Origin of the sequence: Paracoccus alkanivorans (assembly GCF_003697785.1) — a bacterium.
GTDB lineage: Bacteria > Pseudomonadota > Alphaproteobacteria > Rhodobacterales > Rhodobacteraceae > Paracoccus > Paracoccus alkanivorans.
Genome location: NZ_QOKZ01000001.1, coordinates 137,520 through 160,019, shown reverse-complemented (window position 1 = coordinate 160,019; position 22,500 = coordinate 137,520). Strand labels below are relative to the sequence as shown.

Genomic DNA, 22,500 nt, shown 5'->3' with positions numbered 1-22,500 from the left:
CGGGCGCGCAGGATCAGTCGCGCAGCAACTCATTGACCGAGGTCTTGGCGCGGGTCTTGGCATCCACCCGCTTCACGATCACCGCGCAATACAGGTTCACCCCGTTCTTCGATGGCAACGAGCCCGACACCACGACGGAACCGGCCGGAACCTCGCCATACATGATCTCGCCGGTTTCGCGGTCCACGATCTTGGTCGACTGGCCGATGAACACGCCCATGCCCAGCACCGAGCCCTCGCGGACAATGCAGCCCTCGACCACCTCGGAGCGCGCGCCGATAAAGCAGTCATCCTCGATGATCGTCGGCCCGGCCTGCAGCGGCTCCAGCACACCGCCGATGCCGACACCGCCAGACAGATGGACATTCTTGCCGATCTGCGCGCAGGATCCGACCGTGGCCCATGTATCGACCATTGTTCCTTCGCCCACATTGGCGCCCAGATTGACAAAGGATGGCATCAGCACCGCTCCCTTGCCGATAAAGGCGCTGCGGCGGACGATGGCGCCCGGCACCGCGCGGAACCCCGCAGCGCGCCATTGATTGTCGCCCCAGTCCTTGAACTTGCTGTCGACCTTGTCCCACCAGTTCGCGCGCTGAGGGCCGCCGGCCATCTCCTCCATGTCCCGCAGCCGGAACGACAGCAGGACCGCCTTCTTGGCCCATTGGTTCACATGCCAGTCGCGGCCTTGCTTCTCGGCGACGCGCAGCGTGCCGCTGTCGAGCCGCTCAAGCGCTTCCTCGACTGCCTCGCGGGCTTCGCCATGCGTGGCTGGGGTGATCTCGGCCCGCTTTTCCCACGCGGCTTCGATGGCTTTTTCCAGGGCTTGGGTCATCTTCGGCTTTTTCCTTGATCTGTCGCGTTCGGGTGGAAACTGTTTCTTCAGGGCTATAAGCGTAGGAAAAGCGCCGTGCAATCCGCACTGGCTGCCAATCGCGCCGAGGATCCGATGACCGACAAGGAAGAACGTGCCCATTCCATGCCGCATAGCGGTGAAGATGCCGCTCGTGCCGAGCGTATGCCGGACACGCCCCAGACCCGCGCCCCGGCCTACAAGCTGGCCTTCACGGATCGGGAGTTTCTCCTGCGCAAGGAACTGCGCCCCGTGCGGCTGCAGCTTGAACTGCTCAAGCCCGAGATGATCATGGACGAGCGGGGGATCGAGTCCACCGTGGTGCTGTTCGGCGGCGCACGGATTCCCGCGCCCGAACACGCGGATGCGGCACGTACCCCGACGCTTGGCGAATTATCCAGATATTACGAGCAGGCCCGCCGCTTCGCCCGCATCATGACCGAACGCAGCCTTGCCACCTATGGCCGCGAATTCGTGATCTGCACGGGTGGCGGTCCGGGCGTCATGGAGGCGGGCAACCTCGGGGCGGAAGAGGCCGGGGGCCAGTCCATCGGCCTGTCCATCGTCCTGCCGCACGAGCAGGCGCCCAACGATTATGTCACGCCCGACCTGTGCTTCAACTTCCATTATTTCGCCATCCGCAAGATGCATTTCCTGATGCGCGCGCGGGCCGTCACCGTGTTTCCCGGTGGTTTCGGCACCATGGACGAGCTGTTCGAGACATTGACCCTGATCCAGACCGGAAGAATGAAGCGCATTCCGATCCTGCTGTTCGGCCGGGAGTTCTGGGACGAGGTCATCAACTGGAAAGCCCTGGCCAGGGCCGGAACGATCAGCGACGACGACCTGAACCTGTTCCGCTATGTCGAAACAGCCGACGAGGCAGTTGAGATCATCGACGATTGGGAAACGCCCTGCACCTGAGCCTCCCGGTTTGACAGGTCGCTGAAATAACCGGCCCCGGCGCGGCGTCAGGAATATGCTTCGACAAGGAGCGGTTGCCGCAAGAGCATGTTGCAGTTGCGGGCCGCCCCCTCACGATCGGTCATATCGGCCCCGGTCGCGCCGTCCTGTCGGATCATCCGTTTAAGGCGTCTGCCCGAACGGGTATCACGTTTTTCGCTGGATGACCTTGTCGGTTCCGGCGATCCTGAAGCATTTGTCTCCTTGCCCGACGGGGGTTGCCGGGCTTCCGTTGGACAGGCGATACTCATAGCCCCCGCTGGCCTGCTGCCTTCCGTTCGTCGGAGTGAGGGAGACGGCCTCCCTGAGCTTGACAACCAGATAGGGATTGTGGTCGTTGTCCTCGCAACTGATGCGTCCAATCTCTCGCATTTTGGTTCCTCCTCGATTTCATCCTCCTGCCTCGAAACGCGATTATGCAAGCAATGGTTGCGATGCGGCATACACGGTGCCGGCACTGTCGCATGAAAGTGACAGGTGACGGCTGGTCATCGATGCCGGCGGCAGATACTGACCGGGCGGAAATCCTGCATGACCACGGGCGAATGGACGGAGGCCGTCCCTGGCAAACGAAGAATTTTCCAGGGACATAAAATGGTCGTGATGCAAGGATAGGTATGCGGGACAAAACGGTCGTTCGTTGATTGTCAATCAACATGGTGCTTGGCATATGAAGGCATGATCATTCGACAGGCCCGCAGGCAGGATGCAGATTGGATTGCGAGGCTCCTCACAGAACGATGGGGAGGAGTTACGATTGCCGCTCATGGGGAAGTATTCGACGTCCGGAGCCTTCCGGCGCTCGTCGCTGACCCCAATCAGGGACTGGCGACATATCGGGTGCGGGGTAAAGAAGCGGAATTGATGTTGCTCGATGCCGTTTACCGGGGCCGAGGTATCGGCACCCGACTCATAGAGGCTTTAGTCGAATTTCTGAGAGAGCAGGGAATCTTCTCGCTCTGGGTCATGACAACCAACGATAATCTCACTGCGTTGCGATTCTACCAGCGGCGAGGCTTCGAGCTGCGGCAGGTACGAGCAGGCGCGGTAAGCGAGGCCAGATTGCTAAAGCCAACTATTCCGGAGATTGGTGATCACGGGATACCAATCAGAGACGAAATAGATTTGTGCCGTCGGCTCATTTGAGTTCCCTCTCCGCCGAATCTGGAATGCAATGACCGAAATGGGTTCCAACTGTCACGGGAACGCGCGGAGGCAAATAAGCCCTTTCAATCTTATAGGTTTGGCGACTGGAAAAGGTTTGCTGGGCTGCGTGAAATAAAAAAAGCCCGCCACGAGGGCGGGCTTCACTATAAATAACTTGCTCACCCTAAACATTTGCTCGCTAATGATTCATTTCTAGATGATCGGGCGGCGCATGATCTATGCGTGCGATTACCTAAGTATTCCTACCTAAAGCATTTCCCGCAAAATCGGATACCGGTTTTGCGTCCGGAAATGCGTAAAAACAAAAACTTACATCGTTTGGATGTTTCAGCGGAAAACCGAAACGATGTAATGGAATACAGGCGCAGAGAGCCGGTCCGCTGCCCGGCAGGCGATGCCGGAACAGGGCACCGGATCGCGGATGCCCTGTTCCCGCTGCCTGATCAGATCAGCCACCAGCCGGAATTTTTAAGCGGATTGCGAATCATATGCTCTTTCGAGGGCAGGATGCTGCGGTCGAACATCGTCCGGATCTTGTCCCGTCCCTTGCCCTGAAAGATCAGCTTGCGGGCCGCATCCCATTGCCCGACATGCTCCTTGACCCGGTTGTGGCTGACCGTTGCCTCCAGCACTTCGACAACCGTATCGGATTCGCGGGCATATAACAGGGACAGGTTGCGGTAATGGCATGTCACATGGCCATCCAACTCGGCCAGGCCCGGTCCCGGCCTGCCGCCGCCGAAGGAATGGATGACAAGGGGCAGAACGATCTGGTCCAGCCAGGGATGGAGCTTCTGGCAGGCCAGTTCCTCCCGGGGATCGTCGCGTATGGCAAGGGCCCATTCGAGAAACCGGCGCCCGAACTCCGTCGGATCCTCGCCAAAGAACCAGCCCGCGTTGAAATAGAGATACCGTTCCCAATGCTCGTCCGGCTGGCTCAGGTCCAGGCTGCTGTCGAAATCTAGCCCGAACCGATCGTAGAGCGATCTCCAGATGCCGGCGTATCCCGGACCGTAAAGCGGCGGAATCGGCCATGTGCCTTCGCGGCGCATCGATGCCGAGGGGCGCCTGAAGTCGAATTCGACCTTGCCCAGTGAATCCAGGATCAATGTGTCGGTGTCGAAAAAGACGAACGGTTCCCTTTCGGGCAGAATCTGCAATGCCTCGATCTTGTTGCCATAGGGATAGCTCGCGCCGAAATGCCGGGCGGTGAACGGGCGGATATCGGCCCCCAGCCATTCCAGCGCCTCCCGGATTTCCGGCGCGATCCTCGTGTCATGCCCCTGCCACGCGTCCTCGGGCTGCGGCTCGGCAATAACCAGCCGCCCCGGATAATCGGGGGAGAACTGACGCAGGCTCGCGGCAAAAAGCAGGGCCTCGAATTGCAGGCGCCCCGCCTGCGCAACGATCAGGATATTCGCAGGTTCTGTCCCGGCGCCCTTGTCTGCCCTGATCGTCTTTACCGCTATGTTAGGGCTGTCTTGCTCGGCCATGTTCGATCCCTTGCCTGTCGCAGACACTAATTCATGCATGGCCGCAGTAAAGGGCCGATTGGCTAAGGTCGCGCGACAATTGCCGCAAAGCCTCTAATCGAAGACTTTACGGGCAGGCGCATGAAGTTCGGGAAATGGAGCAAGCAGAGCGCTTGCAGCCCGTTCGCGGCCTTTCTATAGAAGGCGGCATGGAATTTCCGGTGTTCGGATCACGAATTAGCTGCCCGGTGGCGTGAGGTCTCGCGCCGCCGGGTCAGCTATTGTCCAACCGATCTTCGAACACCCGAACAAGGAACGCCACGATGAGCGCCGATACATCCCAGGCCGACGCGCCCGACTACCGCGATACCGTCTTTCTGCCGCAGACCGAATTCCCCATGCGGGCCGGCCTGCCCGCGCGCGAGCCCGAATGGCTGGCCCGGTGGCAGCGGATCGGCATCTATGACCGCCTGCGCGAGCGGGCAGGGGAGCGGGCGCCCTTCATCCTGCATGATGGCCCCCCTTACGCGAACGGGAACCTGCATATCGGGCACGCGCTGAACAAGGTGCTCAAGGATTTCATCGTCCGTTCGCAGCAGATGATGGGCCGCGATTCGCGCTATGTGCCGGGATGGGATTGCCACGGCCTGCCGATCGAATGGAAGATCGAAGAGCAATACCGCGCCAAGGGGCTCGACAAGGATGCGGTCGATATTGTCGAGTTCCGGCAGGAATGCCGCCGTTTCGCCGATGAGTGGATCGACGTGCAGCGCGAGGAGTTCAAGCGCCTTGGCGTGACCGGCAAATGGGATGATCCCTACCTGACCATGGATTTCCATGCCGAGGCGGTGATCGCGGCCGAGTTCATGAAACTGCTGATGAACGGTTCGCTTTACCAGGGCTCCAAGCCGGTGATGTGGTCGCCGGTCGAAAAGACCGCGCTGGCCGAGGCCGAGGTCGAGTATCACGATCATACCAGCCATACGATCTGGGTGCGGTTCAAGCCGGTGGACGGGGCGCTGGACGGCGCGTCGGTGGTGATCTGGACCACGACGCCATGGACCATCCCGCAGAACCGGGCCGTCGCCTATCACCCCGGCATTGCCTACGGGCTTTACGAGATCGGCGAGACTGCCGAGAATTCGACCGCGACGCCGGGCGAAAAGCTGATCCTCGCCGATGCCTTGGCCGAAAGCGTGATGACCGCGGCCAGGGTGGAAAGCCATAAACGCCTGCGCGACGTATCCGCGGGTGAATTCAAGGGCCTGACCCTCGCCCATCCGTTCCGCGCCGTCGAGGGTGCGGCAGGCGAATGGGATTACGATGTTCCGATGCTGCCCGGCGATCATGTCACAGACGAGGCCGGGACGGGTTTCGTCCATACCGCGCCCAGTCACGGCGATGACGACTATCAGCTTGGCCTGAAGCATGGCCTGCCGATGACCTATAATGTCGAGCCGGATGGCAGCTATCGCGCCGATCTGCCGATCTTCGGCGGGCAGGAGATCATCGCCGCGGATGGCAAGGACGGCCCCGCCAATGTCAGTGTCATCAAGCAGCTGGCCTATGCCGGGGCGCTTCTGGCCAAGGGCAGGATCAAGCATTCCTACCCGCATAGCTGGCGCTCCAAGGCGCCGCTGATCTTCCGCAATACGGCGCAATGGTTCGCCGCCATCGACAAGCCCCTGGATGACGGCATGGACGCGCATGGCGACACGATCCGCGCCCGCGCGCTGGCCTCGATCGACAAGCTGGTGCGCTGGACGCCGCAGACCGGGCGCAACCGGATTCACTCGATGGTCGAAAACCGGCCCGATTGGGTGCTGTCGCGGCAGCGGGCATGGGGTGTGCCGCTCACCTGTTTCGTCCGGAAGGGCGCCAAGCCCACCGACCCGGATTTCCTGCTGCGCGACCAGCGCGTCAACGACCGCATCATCGCCGCCTTCGAGGCCGAGGGCGCGGATGTCTGGTATCGCGAGGGTTTCAAGGCACAGGTTCTGGACGGTGTCGTGAACCCCGAGGAATACGATCAGGTCACGGATGTGCTGGATGTCTGGTTCGATTCCGGCTCGACCCATGCCTTCGTGATCCGCGACCGCGCCGATGGCTCGCCCGACGGGATTGCCGACCTGTATCTGGAAGGCACCGACCAGCATCGCGGCTGGTTCCAGTCCTCGCTCTTGCAGGCCAGCGCCACCAGGGGGCGCGCGCCCTATCGCGGCGTGCTGACGCATGGTTTCACGCTGGATGCCAAGGGCATGAAGATGTCCAAATCGCTTGGCAACACCATCGTTCCGGCCGAGGTCGTCAGGCAATATGGCGCGGATATCCTGCGGCTCTGGGTGGCGCAGGTGGATTATACCGCCGACAGCCGTATCGGTCCCGAGATCCTGAAGGGCACCGCCGACAGCTATCGCCGCTTGCGCAACACGCTGCGTTTCATGCTGGGCAACCTGGCCGGTTTCTCGGATGCCGAAAAGCTGGACCCTTCCGAGATGCCCGAGCTGGAGCAATGGGTGCTGCATCGCCTGGCGCAACTGGATCACGCGGTGCGCAAGGGCTATGACGCCTATGACTTCCAAGGCGTGTTCCAGAAACTGTTCCAGTTCTGCACCATCGACCTGTCGTCCTTCTATTTCGATATCCGCAAGGATGCGCTTTACTGCGATGCGCCCGGCGGCACCCGCCGCCGTGCCGCGCGGACGGTGCTGGACATCCTGTTCCACCGGCTGGTGACATGGCTCGCGCCGATCCTGCCCTTCACGATGGAGGATGTGTGGCTGTCACGCTTCCCCTCGGAAGACGACAGCGTGCATCTGCATGATTTCCCGACCACTCCGGCGGACTGGCTGAACGAGCCGCTGGCCGCGAAATGGGATCAGGTGCGCCGCGCCCGCCGGGTCGTCACGGCGGCGCTGGAGATCAGGCGCAGCGACAAGACCATCGGCGCCAGTCTCGAGGCCGCGCCAGTCGTCCATGTCGAGGACCAAGAGGCGCTGGCGGCGCTGAGATCGGTGAATTTCGCGGATATCTGCATCGTTTCCGATCTGGTCCTGACCGCCGATCCGATTCCGAACGAGGCGTTCCGCATGGCCGAGATCCCTGGCATCGGCGCGGTTTTCGAACTGGCGGAAGGCGAGAAATGCCAGCGCTGCTGGAAGATCCTGCCCGATGTCGGCAGCCATGCCCATCCGGGGGTCTGCGCACGTTGCGACGAGGTGCTGGGCGGCGGCGAATAGCCGGCGCGGCCCGGCTTTGTCAGCTTCGCGGTGCCGCCGCGCGCCGGAGCCTGTCATTGATGGCAAGGCCCATCCCGCGCTGCGGTATCGGCGCGACGGCGATGCTGTGCACCCCTATCGCATCGGCCTTGTGCATCAGGTCGAACAGGTTTCGCGCCGCCTCGGCCAGATCGCCGGAGGGACTGAGATTGAAGACTTCCGCCGCTGCCTCGATCCCCGCTATCGGGTCTTGCCCGAAGCCGAGGACGGCCTCGCCGGGTTCGATCCGTCTGGCATCCAGCCGCAGGCTTGCCCGCGGGGCGTAATGCGAACTCATCATGCCCGGAGAGAGCTTCTCGGCATCTTTCGCCACCTCGGTCAGCGGCGCATCCGCCACCTCGGCAAGAATATCGGCGGTCAGCGCGCCCGGGCGCAGGATAGCCACGCCCGTATCGCCGACATGTATCACGGTGGACTCGACGCCCAGTGAAGTGGGACCGCCGTCGATGATCAGGAGGATCCGCTCGCCAAGGTCGTCGGCAACATGCCGGGCGGTGGTCGGGCTGATACGGCCCGACAGGTTCGCGCTCGGGGCGGCTACCGGCATTCCAAGCTGCGCGATGACATCATGTGCGAACCCCTTGGGCGCGCGAAGCGCCACCAGTTCCCGGCCGGCGGTCGAACTGCGGTCGATGCCCTTCCCGTCGCGCAATGGCAGGATCAGCGTCAGCGGACCGGGCCAGAATGACTCGGCCAGCCTGCGAGAGATGGGATCGAAGACGGCATAACGCTCTGCCATCGCAATATCGGCGACATGCGAGATCAGCGGATTGCCTTGTGGCCGGTTCTTGGCGGCGTAGATTTTCGCAATCGCCTCGGGAGAGGTCGACAGCCCCGCGAGGCCGTAGACGGTTTCGGTCGGCACGGCGACCAGATCCTGCCGGGACAGCAGGTCAACGGCAAGCGGCAGGGCCCGGGCGTCCGAGTGGTGAATGATCATCGCGTTCCCTTTGCGGTCGGGGACTTGGCCATAACCCAGCCATGACGGCTTGAAAATACCGCGAATGCAGGGGTCAGCCTTGCGCCAGCACCGCCTCGACGGCCTCGCGGACCAGGGCGCCGCGATGGCGGATGACCTGACGGCTCAGTTCATGGCCGGCGCGGATAGCTGATCCGACATCGGCGCCCTGCAGTCTTGCGGCCAGATAACCGGCATTGAAACTGTCCCCGGCCGAGGTCGTGTCAACCGGTGTCTCACGCTCCAGGTCGTCGATCAGCCCCTCTCCCTCGTTGCCGCCATACCGGACCGGATCGCCGCCTGCCTTCACGATCACCTGCCCGGCGCCGCGTTCCAGATAACGGGCGATGGTCGCCTGTGGATCGCTGTCGCCGAAATGGTCCCGCTCGTCATCGAAGCTGGGCAGGATCAGGTCGGATATCGCGGCAGCGGCCTCGACCCGGTCGCACATAGTCGCCGTGCCGGGCCACAGCCGGGGCCGGAGATTCGGGTCGAACACGACCTGCGTGCCCAGTGCCCGCGCCTCACGGAGAGCTTGCAGCAAGGCCATCCGTGCCTCGTCCGGCAGGATCGCGAGCGTAATGCCCGACAGATAGGCGATGCGCGTCCCGGCCAGCGCCTGTGCCAGTATGGCGGGATCGTCGGCCAGCCCCTTCGCGGCGGAACTGTCGCGCCAATAGCTGAAGCTGCGTTCCCCATCCTTCAGCGAGATTGCATAGAGGCCGATCTCGCGTTGCGGGTCGCGCCCGACATGTGCCGTGTCGATGCCCTCGGCGGTCAGGAAGTCGATCATCCTCTGCGAGAACTCGCCCGAGCCGACGCGCGTGAAATAGCCGACCTGCCATTCATCGGGCAGCAGGCGGCGCAGATACCACGCGGTATTGAGCGTATCACCCGCTATACCCACCTGCCAAAGCCCGTCCCTGCCGGCCTGCGACAATTCCACCATGGCTTCGCCGATGGACAGGATCATGGGTGCGGTCATCTGGCAGTCTCCGTTATCTCGATGCGTAATCCCGCGCGATGCCGTCCATGGATCGCGGCGGGGCAAACATGGCGATTGCATGCCTCCTTGAGCTGACGGTTACAACCCTTTCCACCCGTGTCTCGCGGGAAATACGCTACCGGGCGCCGAATGCCGTCAGCCGCGTCAGCAGGGTGTAATCGGATTCGAGCACCATGATGACGACAAGGATCAGGATGATGAGCGGCGGCAGCAGGATCGCATAGCCAAGCGCCAGCCGTTCCCATGCCATATGCATGAAGACCGCGACGATAAGCCCGGCTTTCAGCATCATGAAGATCACGATCAGGCTCCAGCGCAGCCCTCCCTCAAGCTGCATGTAATCCACGAGATAGGAGGCCGCGCTGAGCACGAACAGGAGCCCCCAGACCAGAAGATAGAGCCTGATCGGATGCTGCTGGCCCTCGTGATGACCGGCGGTCCTTGCCTGCGGGGGATGTCTCATCGGTGTCTGCACCATGGCCGCTGTCCTACCACAAATAGAAGAATGCAAAGATGAAGACCCAGACCAGATCGACGAAATGCCAGTAAAGGCCCATGATCTCGACGCTTTCGTAATCGCCGTTGCCCCGTGACAGCCAGTTGCGCCGGTCAAGGTCGAAATCACCCCGCCAGACCCGATGCGCCACCAGCAACAGGAAGATGACACCGATGGTCACATGCGTGCCGTGAAAGCCGGTGATCATGAAAAAGCTCGCGCCGAACTGTTCGGCTCCCCAGGGGTTGCCCCAGGGCCGGACGCCCTCGGCGATCAGCTTGGACCATTCGAAGGCCTGCATGCCGACGAAACCCGCCCCGAGCAGGGCGGTGGCAAGCATCAGCAGGGCGGTCGGTCCCCGCGCCCGCCGATAGGCGCTGTTGACCGCCATCGCCATGGTTCCCGAGGACGAGATGAGGACGAAGGTCATGATCGCGATCAGGATCAGCGGAATATCCGCCCCGCCGATATGCAGGGCAAAGACCTCGCTGGCATTCGGCCAGGTCTCGGGGGTGGAGCTGCGCGCGACCATATAGGCGACCAGGAACAGGCCAAAGATGAAGGTGTCGCTCAGAAGCAGGATCCACATCATCGCCTTGCCCCAGGACACGTTCTTGAAAGCACGCTGGTCCGAGCTCCAGTCGGCAACGAAGCCCGCAAGCCCCGCAGTGTATCGGGGTTCCGTCTTGTTCAATGTCCTGTCGGTCATTTGCTTTCCCTCATCTCAGTACCGAACGGCACAGCGCCAGCACCTCGTTGCCCCATCCGGTGAACAGGGCGATCAGCACGATCCAGATGAACAGCAGGGCATGCCAGTAGAGCGCGCAGAGTGCGACCGCGGCATGTGCCTGCTTTGGCCGGGACCCTGGGGCCAGCCGCAGCCAGACAATGCCCATCGCCACCATTCCCCCAAGGATATGCAGGCCGTGCAGCCCGGTAATCAGGTAAAAAAAGCTGGCGGCCGGTGCCCCGGCCAAGAGATGGCCGCTTGTGGTAAGCACCTTCCAGGCGGTGATCTGGCCGACCAGGAATACAAGCGTGGATGCTCCGCCCGCAGCCAGGGACAGGTTGAGAAGGCGCATTTCTCCGTGCCGTGCGGCAATGGCTGCGATCTGCAGGAAAACGCTGCTCAATACCAGCACGCCGGTATTGACCCAGACCAGCCGGGGCAATGGAACGAGTTGCCACGGCGTTGCGTCGATCTGCAGGACAAAGGCGCTGCCCAACATCGCGAAAAGCGCTCCGACGACTGCCAGGAAAATCCAGAGGCCAAGCGTTTCGGGAGGTGTTGCCGGGCTGTCCATCGTCATCGGCTGTATGCCGGTTTCAAGCCACGGCTTCGAAAAAAGCCGCTGCTGCGCCAACCACCAGCCGATTGCCGCGACAAGGAGTGCGAGAAAGGCGAGAACGATGCTCATGGCTGCTCTCCGGCGGGCCGGATTGTCACGGGATCGTTCTGGGCGATGAAATCCGCTGCCGCGCCCGGCACGCTGTAATCATAGGCCCAACGATAGACCAGTGGCAGCGATTCTCCCCAATTGCCGTGCCTGGGCGGTGTTTGCGGCGTTTGCCATTCCAGCGTCGTCGCGCGCCAGGGGTTGGGTCCGGACTCGCGCCCGTGACGCAGGCTCCAGCCGAGATTGAACAGGAACAATATCTGCGCCGCTCCCACGATCAGTGCGGCCACCGAGATGAAGGCGTTGAGCCCGCCTACCGGGGTCGAGATGAAGGCAGGTTCACCCAGTTCGTAATAACGCCTCGGCACCCCCACCAGCCCGACATAATGCATGGGGAAAAAGATCGCATAGGCGCCGAGGAACGTGACCCAGAAATGGATCTGGCCCATCGCCTCGTTCAGCATCCGGCCGGTGATCTTGGGATACCAGTGATAGATCGCCCCGAAGATCACCATGATCGGGGCCACGCCCATGACCATGTGGAAATGCGCGACCACGAACATCGTGTCAGACAGGGGCACGTCCACGACCACATTGCCCAGGAACAGCCCGGTCAGCCCGCCATTGACGAAGGTGACGATGAAGGCCAGCGCGAACAGCATCGGCAATGTCAGGTGGATGTCGCCGCGCCACAGCGTCAGCACCCAGTTATAGACCTTGATCGCCGTCGGCACCGCGATGATCAGCGTGGTGGTGGCGAAGAAATAGCCGAACCATGGGTGCATGCCGCTGACATACATGTGATGCGCCCATACGACAAAACTGAGCGCACCGATGATCACGATGGCCCAGACCATCATCCGGTAGCCGAAGATGTTCTTGCGGGCATGCACGGCGATCAGGTCCGATACGATGCCGAATGCCGGCAGCGCGACGATATAGACCTCGGGATGACCGAAGAACCAGAACAGGTGCTGGAACGCGATCGGGCTGCCGCCGCCATAGCTCAGCTTTTCGCCCATCTCGACCAGCATGGGCATGAAGAAGCTGGTGCCCAGCACCCGGTCGAACAGCATCATGACCGAGGCCACGAACAGCGCCGGAAACGCCAGCAGCGCCATCACCGTGGCGGTAAAGATGCCCCAGACCGTCAGCGGCAGCCGCATCATCGTCATGCCGCGGGTGCGCGCCTGCAGCACGGTAACGACGTAATTCAGCCCGCCCATGGTGAAGCCGATGATAAACAGGATCAGCGAGACCAGCATCAGCACGATACCCGCCTGCTGCCCACCCGGCGTGCCCGACAGGATCGCCTGCGGCGGATACAGCGTCCAGCCGGCCCCGGTCGGCCCTCCGGGCACGAAGAAGCTTGCCACCAGCACCAGCACCGCCAGCAGGTAAATCCAGTAGCTGAGCATGTTGACGAAGGGGAACACCATGTCGCGGGCGCCCACCATCAGCGGGATCAGGTAATTGCCGAATCCGCCGAGGAAGATCGCCGTCAACAGATAGATCACCATGATCATGCCATGCATGGTGATGAACTGGTAATAGGCCTCGGGCGTGATGAAATCGAAGATGCCCGGAAAGCCGAGCTGCAGCCGCATCAGCCATGACAGGACCAGCGCGACCAGCCCGATCGCCAGGGCGGTGCAGGCATACTGGATGGCGATATACTTGGCATCCTGCGAAAAGACATAGCGGCCCCACCAGCCATGCGCATGGGGTGGCATGACATCGGGAACCTCCAGCGGCGGGAGCCCGGCGCCTGCCTCATGGCGGATATCACCCATCTCTCTCCTCCTCTTCCGCAGCGCCTCCTGCACCGTCCGGGCGCTGCCTTGCCCGTCATGCCCGGTTCGGGATCACTCCCCTTCGGCCAGGCGGGTCGGCCGCTCCGGTTGCGATGCGGCGCCCGCATATTCGGCAAAGCTCAGCTGCTCTTGCAGCCATGCGTCATATTCCTCCTGTTCGACCACCTGGACATAACCGCGCATGAATGCGTGGCCGGTGCCGCACAGTTCGGCGCAAAGTATCTCGAACTCGCCGGTGCGGGTCGGCTCGAACCAGAAATAGGTGATCATTCCGGGAACCATGTCCATCTTGGCCCGGAACTCGGGAACATAGAAATCATGCAGCACATCGACCGAACGCAGCAGCATCTTCACCGGGCGGTTGACCGGCAGATACAATTCGCCGCCCTCGATGATCAGGTCATCCGCGCCGGTCGGATCATGCGGATTGATGCCAAGCGGGTTGTCCGGCCCCATCCATTGCGGATCCGATGTGGCCAGCCGCCCATCCTTGCCCGGCAAGCGGAAGTTCCACAGCCATTGCTGCCCGACGACCTCGACTTCGGTGGCATGGTCCGGGACGGTCACGAATTGCTTCCACACGAACAGCCCCGGCAACAGCATCGCCGCCACCCCGACCCCCGTCGCCACGGTCAGCACGATCTCAAGCCGCCTGTTTTCGGGGTTGAAATCGGCCTTGCGGCCTTCCCGGTGGTGAAAGCGGAACACGCAATAGGCCATGAACAGGACGACCGCGGCGAATACGACGCCGGTGATCCAGAAGGTGATGATCAGCGTGCTGTCGATATAATCCCAGTTTGACGCAATCGGCGTCCACCACCACGGGCTGAGGAGGTGGAACGTCACAGAAGCGACAACGATCAAGGCAAGGACAAGTGCGATTATCATTCCGCGCACATCCTGTTTTCCTCGATATGCGGATCGGGGAGGGTCCGCATTCTCGATAACAGCTAAGATTATAAAGGAAAAACGCGCAAAAATCCAGCGAATGACTCCTGGCGCGATGTGGTGAAGCCAGAGCGGTCCACAGTTAATCGGGTTCAGCCGCGAGCCGCATCCTGCGATGGCCGGGGGCGCTATCCGTCGCCGGCGGGTCTCTCGAACCGGTGGTGCATCATCCGGTGATCCCCGGGATACTTGCATGAAGAAGAAGTGGGTCGGGGTGGAAACGATCAAGCGCAAACTGCGCTATATCCGGAGGGGCAGGGGTCTCAGGCCGGCGCCCGCGTTCGCATGCCCGATTCCGGAACCGGCACGACCGCAGCGCCGTTGCAGAGCTGCCCTCGCAGCCTTGCACGACATGCACGGAAACATCCTGGCGTGATCCGGTCAGGCTCTATCAGCCGAGATTTCGGCCAGCTTGGCGACCGTGTTCAGGTTCCGGGCAGTTCCGGACTCCATGGCGGAAAGGTGAAGCCGGGAACGCCCCATGCCGGATGGGTAATGAATGAATATCTCGCGCTCGCCGGGAGCGATTTCTTCATCCGTGCGCCTCTTTGCCGTGTCCAGGACATCCGCTGGCGGCGGGTGATCGAGGAAGAGAACCGCGATCCGGTTCGGTGCCTCTTTCGGGAAGGGATTTTTCGCGAGAACCTCGTGCAGGCTTTGGGAGTCACGCATGATAACGCCTACGGGCTTGCCCATCCATTCGTGGAGCCTTGTCTCAAGCCTGGCCTTTGCGGCTTCGCCGGACCAGCCGGTCCGGAACACGACATTGCCGGATTGAATGTAGGTGCGAACCTCCTCGAACCCGATCGCCTCGCATATGGCGCGCAGATCGGCCATCGGCAATTTTCCCGTTCCGCCGACATTCACGGCGCGGAGAAGTGCGACGAATACCGCCATGGGCTGATTCCATATCGTTTCCCTGTCATTCAACCATAACCACGGAAAGGCAGGAAGGCCGGCATCGCCGGTGGAAGCGAAACGGTTCCGCGGCGCGGCTTTCGAATGCGGATACCCATTGCGCGCCGCGTCCTTATGGCATCAACCAACCCGGCACATCGCCACCAGGCAGCAATGTGCAAGTGGCGGGCCTGCGACGCCCGCGCTACCAGATCATCGGGTCAGAGACCGAGAATCTCCTTTGCCTCGGCCAGCGCGTCGACTGCAGCCTGATGGTTGCCGGCTTCATGCTCGGTTTCTCCGAGGGCGCGTAATTCCTTCACCTTCGCGAGATCGGCTTCCGAGAGCGAGGCGGTTTCCAGCGCGGCATCGATTTCGCTCATATCCGCCGGGCATTGAAAGGCGAGGGCGGGACCGGCAGCAAACGCAGCGATGGCCAGGGCGAGGCTCAGGCGTTTCATGGCATTGTCTCCTTTTCATCTGGCGTGACAATGGCGGAACTATAGCACATGAGCGGGTGCCCGGTGATGGTGATCGTGATCCCGCAGCCGGAATTGTCAGGCCGGCCATCAGCCCCGCATGGCCGGCCTGATCCAGGTGCTTTACGGCAGGGCCGCCATTTGCGAGCCGCCATGCCGGGCGATGATCCTATTCGGCCAGATCGCGCATGACGCCGATGAGATCCGCTTTCCCCTCGAAGCCGATACCGGGCAGCTCGGGCATGGTGATATGCCCGTCCTCGACCTTCACCATGTCGGGAAAGCCTCCATAGGGCTGGAACAGATCCGGATAGCTTTCATTCCCGCCGAGCCCCAGTCCGGCGGCGATGTTCAGCGACATCTGGTGCCCGCCATGCGGAATGACGCGCCGGGGCGACCAGCCGAACTGATCCAGCACCTCCAGCGTGCGCTCGAACTCGACAAGGCCGTAGGACAGGGCGCAATCGAATTGCAGCCAGTCACGGTCGGGGCGCATCCCTCCGTAGCGCAGCAGGTTCCGCGCGTCCTGATGTGAAAACAGGTTCTCGCCGGTGGCCATCGGCCCGGGGTAGAATTCAGATATCGCGGCCTGCAGCGCATAATCCAGCGGATCGCCGATTTCTTCGTACCAGAAAAGCGGATAACCCCGCAGCATCTTGGCGTAAGCGATTGCGGTTTCGAGGTCGAAGCGGCCATTGGCGTCCACGGCCAGCCGCGCCTGATCGCCGATCTCTTCCAGCACGGATTCGATCCGGCGCCGGTCCTCGTCGATCCTTGCGCCGCCGATCTTCATCTTGACCACGGTATAGCCACGGTCGAGATATCCCCGCATCTCGGCGCGAAGGGCAGCATCGTCCTTGCCCGGATAGTAATAACCCCCGGCGGCATAGACGAAGACGCGCGGATCCGGCTCGATCCCCTTGCGCTCTGCCAGCAGGCGGAAGAGCGGCTTGTCCTCGATCTTGGCGATGGCGTCCCACACCGCCATGTCGATGGTGCCGACTGCCACCGAACGTTCGCCATGGCCGCCCGGTTTTTCGTTCTGCATCATCGCGGCCCAGATCCGGTGGGCGTCGAGATTGCTTCCATCATCGTTCAGCAGTGAGGCAGGGTCGGCCCCGAGGATGCGATCGCGAAACCTTTCACGGATCAGCCCGCCCTGACCGTAGCGCCCGTTCGAGTTGAAACCATAGCCGACGACGCGGCGCCCGTTCCGCATCACATCGGTGACGACGGCCACGAGACTCGCCGTCATCTTGCTGAAATCGATATAGGCATTGCGGATGGGTGACGAGATCGGCTTGGTGACCTCGCGAATCTCGATGATGCGCATGTAAAGCTCCTTGATGTGCCGCGCTGTTCAGTGCCTGTTACACCGGCGCCATGCGGATACTCCAATGCCGTTCTCTCAATCATGCATGCAATTCTTGCATGGATGCGGTGATTGCCCTCTGCCAGAAACTTTCGGCATGCGGTGAAAGGCGCGCGCGCGGGCGATAAAGAACGATGTTCACGGGGACATCGTGCCGGTGGCCCCCGGCGCGGACCAGCGATTCATTCGCCAGCAGATCCCCTGCCAGGGAGAGCGGAAGCCATGAAACCCCCAGTCCCTGCCGTGCCATTTCCATGTTGGTCGTTGCCAGCACGGAGCTCATGCGCGGCTCCAGCCTTGGTTTGGGCTGCATTTTCCAGGCGGCTTCGAGGATATGGTGCAGCCCCGAAGCCGAGCCATAGGTGATCCAGGGGATGTCATGCGAGGTGTCGTCCAGAGACCACAGGGGGCTGCCATCCGCCGCCCTGGCACATAATGGCACGAGCAGGTCATGGCCGATGGCATGGGAGCGGTAATGCCGGGAAGGCAATCCGGATATGTCCATCTGGCTGGAACCGTAGCAAACAAGAAAATCCGCGGCTCCGCGCAGCATCTGTCCCGCAAGCTGCTGCTGCGTGTCCGAAACCATGCTGAGTGCGCCTATCCCCGCCGGGCCAGCCACATGCATGAGCCAGCCGGGCACGAACCGGTGCGACAGGGCATGGGTCGCGGCAAGGTTGAGCGTCAATTCCGCCCGTCCGGCAGCCGCGAGGGCTTCGGCCTGCGCGTCAGCGATCAAGCGCAGGATTGTGGCCGCGTGCGGCTGAAAGGTTTTGCCCGCGGGTGTAAGCCGCACCGTCCGGCTGGTGCGATGGACCAGGGCGGTTCCAACCGTCTCCTCCAGCGCCCTTATCCGGCGGCTGAACGCGGGCTGTGTCATCGAGCGCATCTCGGCGGCGCGCGAGAAGCTCAGCTCCTTTGCGAGTTCGAGGAAGTCCTCCAGCAGTTCGCTATCCATTCCCCACGCCTCCTTTTCATGCGCATCAAGCATAGGTGAACGTGATGCCGGTGTCAGCGGGTCCGGAGGCTGCCCGTTCGGGTTCCGATATCCGCTCCGGTCAGTTGCAGCGGGTTGCGACTGTTCGCCTTTCGAACCCTGGCGGCCAGGAAATCGACGAAAACGCGCACCTTGGCCGAAAGGTTGTGCCGCTCGGGATAGACCGCGGCGATATTCGCGGTTTGCCGGTATTGGGGCAGTATCACCCTGAGGCGGCCTTCGCGGACATGGTGCGAGATATCCCATTCCGAACGCAGCATGATGCCATGACCGTCAAGCACCCAGCCAAGCGCGATCTCGCCGTCATTGGTGCTGAGCCCGCCGCCGACCTTGATCGACGGAGCCTCGCTGCGGACATCGTCGAAGCGCCAGATGTCATAGGCGTCGTAATCCTGCCGCAGCACGATGCAGTTGTGCCTTTGAACCTCCGCGAGCGTTTGCGGGATGCCGTGCCGCCTGAAATAGGACGGCGAGGCGCACATGAAGCGCCGGTTGCGCTGTATGAGGCGCATGATCATCCGGCTTGCCGCCGGTGTGCCGAAACGTATGCCGAGATCGATCCCCTCCTCGACGAGGTTGAGCGGGGCATCGGTCAGGATCAGCTGCACATCCACATCGGGAAATTCCTGCTTGAAGGCCGAAGCGGCAGGCGCGAGATAAGCGCGGCTGAATCCCAGGGTCGCATTGATCCGCAGCATGCCGGATGGAACGTCGCGCGCCTGCGAGAGATTCTGTTCCAGCGTTGCGATATCGCCCATGATCCGCAATGCCTCAGAGAAATAGACCTCGCCCTCGCCGGTCAGGCTGACGCGGCGGGTGGTGCGGTTCATCAGCCGGACGCCAAGCCGGTCTTCAAGACGGGCAAGACGGCGGCTGACAGCTGACGCCGAAATGCCGAGATCCCGGGCGGTGTCACTGAAACTCTCGCGCCGGGCAAGGAGCACGAAGAAGGCAAGATCGCTTTCTCTCATTGTGAACCTTATCGCAATAATGAAGTGCATTTTGAGAAATTAAGTATTTCATCGAAATAGTCTAGGTTTTCCTGGTCCGTCCGCGAGTGGTGATTGGACATGTGGCAGGTTCAGGGTCGCCCCATCCGGCGCTGCGGCAAGGGTAACTGCTGCGGTGATAGAGGCCATTCGTGGCCGTAACGACTGAAGGAGCAGCCAATGACAAGCAATCATCTGAATATCGCCGCCATCCCGGGAGACGGCATCGGCAAGGAAGTCATGCCCGAGGGGATGCGCGTGCTGGAGGCGGTGGCAAAGCGCCATGGCATCGACCTGCGTTTCGACGAGTTCGATTTCGCGTCCTGCGATTATTACGGCAGGCATGGGCAGATGATGCCGGATGACTGGAAGTCGCAGATCGAACGGCATGACGCATTGTTCTTTGGCGCGGTGGGCTGGCCTGAAACCGTGCCGGATCATGTTTCGCTCTGGGGTTCGCTGATCCAGTTCCGCCGCCAGTTCGACCAGTATATCAGCCTTCGGCCCGCGCGGCTGATGCCCGGCGTGCCCTCGCCGCTTGCCGGGCGCGGCCCCGGCGATATCGATATGTGGATCGTGCGCGAGAATACCGAGGGGGAATATTCCTCTATTGGCGGCAGGATGTTTCCCGATACCGATCGGGAAGTGGTCATGCAGGAAACGGTGATGACCCGTATCGGCGTCGACCGGGTTCTGAAATATGCCTTCGAGCTGGCGTCAAGGCGCCCTCGCGGACGGCTGACCTCGGCCACCAAGTCGAACGGCATCTCGATCACCATGCCCTATTGGGACGAGCGGGTGGAAGAGATGGCGAAATCCTATCCCGGCGTGACATGGGACAAGTATCACATCGACATTCTGACCGCGCATTTCGTGCTGAACCCCGACCGTTTCGACGTGGTGGTCGCCTCGAACCTGTTCGGGGATATCCTGTCAGATCTCGGTCCCGCCTGCACCGGTACCATCGGCATTGCGCCTTCGGGCAACATCAATCCCGAGCGCGACTTCCCGTCGCTGTTCGAGCCGGTCCACGGTTCGGCGCCCGATATCGCGGGGCAGGGCATCGCCAATCCCATAGGCCAGATCTGGGCCGGTGCGATGATGCTCGATCATCTCGGCCATGCCGAGGCCGGGGCGGAAATCGTCGCCGCCATCGAGCGTGTGCTGGCCGAGCCGGCGCTGCGAACGCCTGATCTGGGAGGTTCGGCGGATACCGAAACCTGCGGGAAGGCGGTCGCGGATGCCCTTGGCTGAGCGCGTATCCGCGATCAGCACGGCACCATGAGCCTTGGAACCCGGCAGGGCGAGGCTCGGGCTGCACTTTGGAATGCCGGCTCATTCCCGAATGAAACGGAGCCGGTCGGAAGTCATGCGCCAGCCGGAAACCGCCCCTGCGATTGTCTCCGGCTGCGGCGAAGCTGGCCAATTGTGCCATGTGCTTTTCCGTCATGCCTCAACGGCAGGGCTCCGGGGTGCCTGAACGCAGGCCGTTGACGTCTTTTTCGACAGGAGCGACGGGCAACCCGATCCCACAGGCGAGGATATTGACCTTGCGCAGCTGTTTCGCGACTGCCTGCCCGCCCCCGATTGCCGCGGTTTCGACGGCGAGTTGACGCGAGCCGGTATAACCCTGCGAGGTCGCAAATGCTGGTATTCCCCCTGCCGCGAGCGCCACGGCCAGCGCGGCTTCCCCTTGCACCCTGGAAGAGATGGAAATCCCATGCAGGCTTGCCTGACCGAAAGTCTGGACAATTGCGTCCATTCTCTGGTCCGCCATGCCGGCGCCAATTATTGTCTTCCGGAGGCGCCGAGCTGATACCTCTTCGGCCTGAAGCGAGGTTTCTGCGCAGCACTTACGGCATTGAGACCGGAACGACCGTTATTTCCTGAGGTGCTCTTCCATTCCACCAAAAGGCAACAAGGGGGATAAGGGGTGCCATTCCATGTTTCGCACTGCGATGGTATCCTCTGGGCACTTTCCGCCGTGTGGCATGTAAGCTGACAAGAGTTCGAGATCATGGAGGTGGCCTGTGCCCCGTTTCCTTGCCGTTTACACCATGAAGCCCGAAGACCTCGCATCTTTTCGAAGCCTGCCCAAAGCGGAACAGGACGCCGTTGACGCGATCGGCATCGAAAAATGGGCGGCCTGGGAGGAAAGAAACGCGGCATCTATCCTTGATCGTGGCGGTATGGTGGGAAAGACGACGCGCATCACCAAAGACGGCATCACCAAAGCTGTAAATCCATTCTGCGGCTATCTGGTGGTGGAGGCTGAAACTGCCGATGACGCTGCACGGCTTTTCCAGGACCATCCCCACATTACCGTCTTTCCCGGTGACGGCGTGGATATCATGCCCTTTCTAACCTGACCCCTCGCAGAACCTTTCAACGATAATGGCGGTGAAGGTTTGTATAAGACTCGTCCGGGCGATTGCCATCAGGCCTTGCCCGCAATCAGTTCAGCATATCGCCGCAGGTAAAGCGGCCAGCCCTGATCACTGCCGACACCGTCGCGAACGCTTTCCCAACCCTTGCCATGGCGCTCCAGATGCCGGTGCTCGATCTCGACGCGGGTTCGATCAGCGGTCTCTGCGGTGAAGGACACCTCCCACTCGCTGGTCTTGTCCGGATCGGTTTCGATTTGCCATTGCGGGCTGATGTCCCAGCTGAGCAGCACGCGGTCGGGCGGCTCATAGGCCAGCACGCGGGCCCAGCGGCATTCGCTGCCATCAATGCCGCGGTCATAGATGCAGCCGCCGACCCGGGGCTCGAACACCGTCTCGGCGATCTCGACGCCGAGCAAATTGTGCTCGGGAGGTTTGAAACTGCCAAATTTCTCGGTGAAGACCTTGAAAGCCTGCGCGATCGGCGCCTCGACCACGATGGACTGTTTCACGGGCGAAGCTGATACGTGAATGCTCATGGTGACTCCTCTGGTGATTGCTCGACGACCACCTTGTAGGCCGCCAGGGTCCTGTTCCAATACCGGTCGAGCCAGGCGCGCATCTGGCCAAGCCCGTGCGGATCGATGTGGTAGACATTGCTGGCACCTCTCGGCTCGGGGCGAACCAGATGCGACTCGCGCAGCACCTTGAGATGCTGGGATACAGCCGATTGCGACACCGGAACCTGCCGCGTGATCTCGGCCACCGTATGCGGGCGTTCCGCAATCAGTTCGAAGATCCTGCGGCGGGTAGGGTCGCCAAGGGCGGCAAGTTGGGCATTATCAGCAGTCATGACTTATGATTAGTATAAACTAATTATTGTGTCAACCGGGATTGCCCGATGCGAAGGTCCGCAAGGGGGATGAGTTGCCAATCACCTGCGCGATGCCGCAACCTGCCGGTCCCCCTCAAGGAGCCATATTGACGGCCCGGAAGGCTTCTGCGACGAGACATCATCATTGTGAGCGAG

Annotated in this window: 23 protein-coding genes; 5 read left to right on the top strand and 18 right to left on the bottom strand. The window is 61.8% G+C overall.

All coding sequences use genetic code 11. The features are described from left to right. Nucleotides 1–13: 13 nt before the first annotated feature. Nucleotides 14–835: a 2,3,4,5-tetrahydropyridine-2,6-dicarboxylate N-succinyltransferase gene (gene dapD / locus C9E81_RS00775; RefSeq protein ID WP_122110418.1), complete on the bottom strand. Its 822-nt coding sequence runs from the start codon at nt 833–835 to the stop codon at nt 14–16. A 114-nt stretch (nt 836–949) separates the two neighbouring features. On the opposite strand from dapD, the gene C9E81_RS00770 reads away from it, so the two are divergent. Then, nucleotides 950–1,777 carry an LOG family protein gene (locus tag C9E81_RS00770; RefSeq protein ID WP_122111105.1) on the top strand — a complete coding sequence of 276 codons (828 nt, stop codon included), beginning with the start codon at nt 950–952 and terminating at the stop codon, nt 1,775–1,777. Between the two features lie 186 nt (nt 1,778–1,963). Here C9E81_RS00770 and C9E81_RS00765 read toward each other — a convergent pair whose 3' ends face one another. Beyond that, nucleotides 1,964–2,188 carry a hypothetical protein gene (locus C9E81_RS00765; protein WP_122110417.1) on the bottom strand — a complete coding sequence of 75 codons (225 nt, stop codon included), beginning with the start codon at nt 2,186–2,188 and terminating at the stop codon, nt 1,964–1,966. A 306-nt stretch (nt 2,189–2,494) separates the two neighbouring features. Here C9E81_RS00765 and C9E81_RS23615 point away from each other — a divergent pair, with 306 nt between their 5' ends. Further along, nucleotides 2,495–2,962, top strand: a complete 468-nt coding sequence (locus C9E81_RS23615) for a GNAT family N-acetyltransferase (protein WP_122110416.1) — start codon at nt 2,495–2,497, stop codon at nt 2,960–2,962. 464 nt (nt 2,963–3,426) lie between these two features. Here the strand turns inward: C9E81_RS23615 and C9E81_RS00755 are convergent, their stop codons facing one another. Continuing rightward, nucleotides 3,427–4,476 (bottom strand): hypothetical protein, encoded by a 1,050-nt coding sequence (locus C9E81_RS00755; RefSeq protein ID WP_243698448.1) that lies wholly within the window; start codon nt 4,474–4,476, stop codon nt 3,427–3,429. Nucleotides 4,477–4,778: 302 nt separating this feature from the next. Here C9E81_RS00755 and ileS point away from each other — a divergent pair, with 302 nt between their 5' ends. Continuing rightward, nucleotides 4,779–7,694: an isoleucine--tRNA ligase gene (ileS, locus tag C9E81_RS00750; protein ID WP_122110415.1), complete on the top strand. Its 2,916-nt coding sequence runs from the start codon at nt 4,779–4,781 to the stop codon at nt 7,692–7,694. 19 nt (nt 7,695–7,713) lie between these two features. Here ileS and C9E81_RS00745 read toward each other — a convergent pair whose 3' ends face one another. The 12 genes from C9E81_RS00745 to C9E81_RS00690 form a co-directional block, all read right to left on the bottom strand. Beyond that, the gene (locus C9E81_RS00745; protein WP_122110414.1) at nt 7,714–8,673 is read right to left on the bottom strand and encodes an L-threonylcarbamoyladenylate synthase; all 960 of its coding nucleotides are present in this window, start codon (nt 8,671–8,673) and stop codon (nt 7,714–7,716) included. A gap of 73 nt (nt 8,674–8,746) precedes the next feature. After that, a complete protein-coding gene (locus C9E81_RS00740; RefSeq protein ID WP_122110413.1) occupies nt 8,747–9,676 on the bottom strand; it encodes a sugar kinase in 930 nt (309 codons plus the stop codon). 136 nt (nt 9,677–9,812) lie between these two features. Next, entirely contained in the window at nt 9,813–10,160 is a 348-nt protein-coding gene (locus C9E81_RS00735) for a cytochrome C oxidase subunit IV family protein (RefSeq protein WP_122111103.1), read from the bottom strand. 25 nt (nt 10,161–10,185) lie between these two features. Continuing rightward, nucleotides 10,186–10,902, bottom strand: a complete 717-nt coding sequence (locus C9E81_RS00730; RefSeq protein WP_122110412.1) for a heme-copper oxidase subunit III family protein — start codon at nt 10,900–10,902, stop codon at nt 10,186–10,188. Nucleotides 10,903–10,912: 10 nt separating this feature from the next. After that, the gene (locus C9E81_RS00725; RefSeq protein WP_122110411.1) at nt 10,913–11,611 is read right to left on the bottom strand and encodes a cytochrome c oxidase subunit 3; all 699 of its coding nucleotides are present in this window, start codon (nt 11,609–11,611) and stop codon (nt 10,913–10,915) included. Next, nucleotides 11,608–13,383, bottom strand: a complete 1,776-nt coding sequence (locus C9E81_RS00720) for a cbb3-type cytochrome c oxidase subunit I (protein ID WP_122110410.1) — start codon at nt 13,381–13,383, stop codon at nt 11,608–11,610. The genes C9E81_RS00725 and C9E81_RS00720 overlap by 4 nt, the downstream gene beginning before the upstream one ends. A 72-nt stretch (nt 13,384–13,455) precedes the next feature. Beyond that, nucleotides 13,456–14,292, bottom strand: coding sequence for a cytochrome c oxidase subunit II (gene coxB / locus C9E81_RS00715; RefSeq protein WP_122110409.1), 837 nt, complete (start codon nt 14,290–14,292; stop codon nt 13,456–13,458). 441 nt (nt 14,293–14,733) lie between these two features. Continuing rightward, entirely contained in the window at nt 14,734–15,249 is a 516-nt protein-coding gene (locus C9E81_RS00710) for a DUF1697 domain-containing protein (protein ID WP_122110408.1), read from the bottom strand. Nucleotides 15,250–15,470: 221 nt separating this feature from the next. After that, nucleotides 15,471–15,710 carry a hypothetical protein gene (locus C9E81_RS00705; RefSeq protein ID WP_122110407.1) on the bottom strand — a complete coding sequence of 80 codons (240 nt, stop codon included), beginning with the start codon at nt 15,708–15,710 and terminating at the stop codon, nt 15,471–15,473. 187 nt (nt 15,711–15,897) lie between these two features. Continuing rightward, nucleotides 15,898–17,061: a mandelate racemase/muconate lactonizing enzyme family protein gene (locus C9E81_RS00700; protein WP_122110406.1), complete on the bottom strand. Its 1,164-nt coding sequence runs from the start codon at nt 17,059–17,061 to the stop codon at nt 15,898–15,900. A gap of 79 nt (nt 17,062–17,140) precedes the next feature. Next, nucleotides 17,141–18,058, bottom strand: a complete 918-nt coding sequence (locus tag C9E81_RS00695) for a LysR family transcriptional regulator (RefSeq protein WP_166461778.1) — start codon at nt 18,056–18,058, stop codon at nt 17,141–17,143. Between the two features lie 53 nt (nt 18,059–18,111). Next, nucleotides 18,112–19,068 (bottom strand): LysR family transcriptional regulator, encoded by a 957-nt coding sequence (locus tag C9E81_RS00690; protein WP_122110404.1) that lies wholly within the window; start codon nt 19,066–19,068, stop codon nt 18,112–18,114. A 198-nt stretch (nt 19,069–19,266) separates the two neighbouring features. Between C9E81_RS00690 and C9E81_RS00685 the strand changes: the two genes are divergently transcribed. After that, nucleotides 19,267–20,340 (top strand): tartrate dehydrogenase, encoded by a 1,074-nt coding sequence (locus tag C9E81_RS00685; RefSeq protein WP_122110403.1) that lies wholly within the window; start codon nt 19,267–19,269, stop codon nt 20,338–20,340. Nucleotides 20,341–20,539: 199 nt separating this feature from the next. Here C9E81_RS00685 and C9E81_RS00680 read toward each other — a convergent pair whose 3' ends face one another. Then, complete coding sequence (locus C9E81_RS00680) at nt 20,540–20,848, bottom strand: hypothetical protein (protein WP_122110402.1); 309 nt, start codon at nt 20,846–20,848, stop codon at nt 20,540–20,542. 268 nt (nt 20,849–21,116) lie between these two features. Between C9E81_RS00680 and C9E81_RS00675 the strand changes: the two genes are divergently transcribed. After that, on the top strand, nt 21,117–21,455 hold the full coding sequence (locus tag C9E81_RS00675) for a hypothetical protein (protein ID WP_166461777.1): 339 nt from the start codon (nt 21,117–21,119) through the stop codon (nt 21,453–21,455). Nucleotides 21,456–21,523: 68 nt separating this feature from the next. On the opposite strand, the gene C9E81_RS00670 is transcribed toward C9E81_RS00675, so the two are convergent. Further along, nucleotides 21,524–22,009 carry an SRPBCC family protein gene (locus tag C9E81_RS00670; RefSeq protein WP_122110401.1) on the bottom strand — a complete coding sequence of 162 codons (486 nt, stop codon included), beginning with the start codon at nt 22,007–22,009 and terminating at the stop codon, nt 21,524–21,526. After that, nucleotides 22,006–22,323, bottom strand: coding sequence for an ArsR/SmtB family transcription factor (locus C9E81_RS00665; RefSeq protein ID WP_122110400.1), 318 nt, complete (start codon nt 22,321–22,323; stop codon nt 22,006–22,008). Before C9E81_RS00665 ends, C9E81_RS00670 begins: the two co-directional genes overlap by 4 nt. Nucleotides 22,324–22,500: the final 177 nt, after the last annotated feature.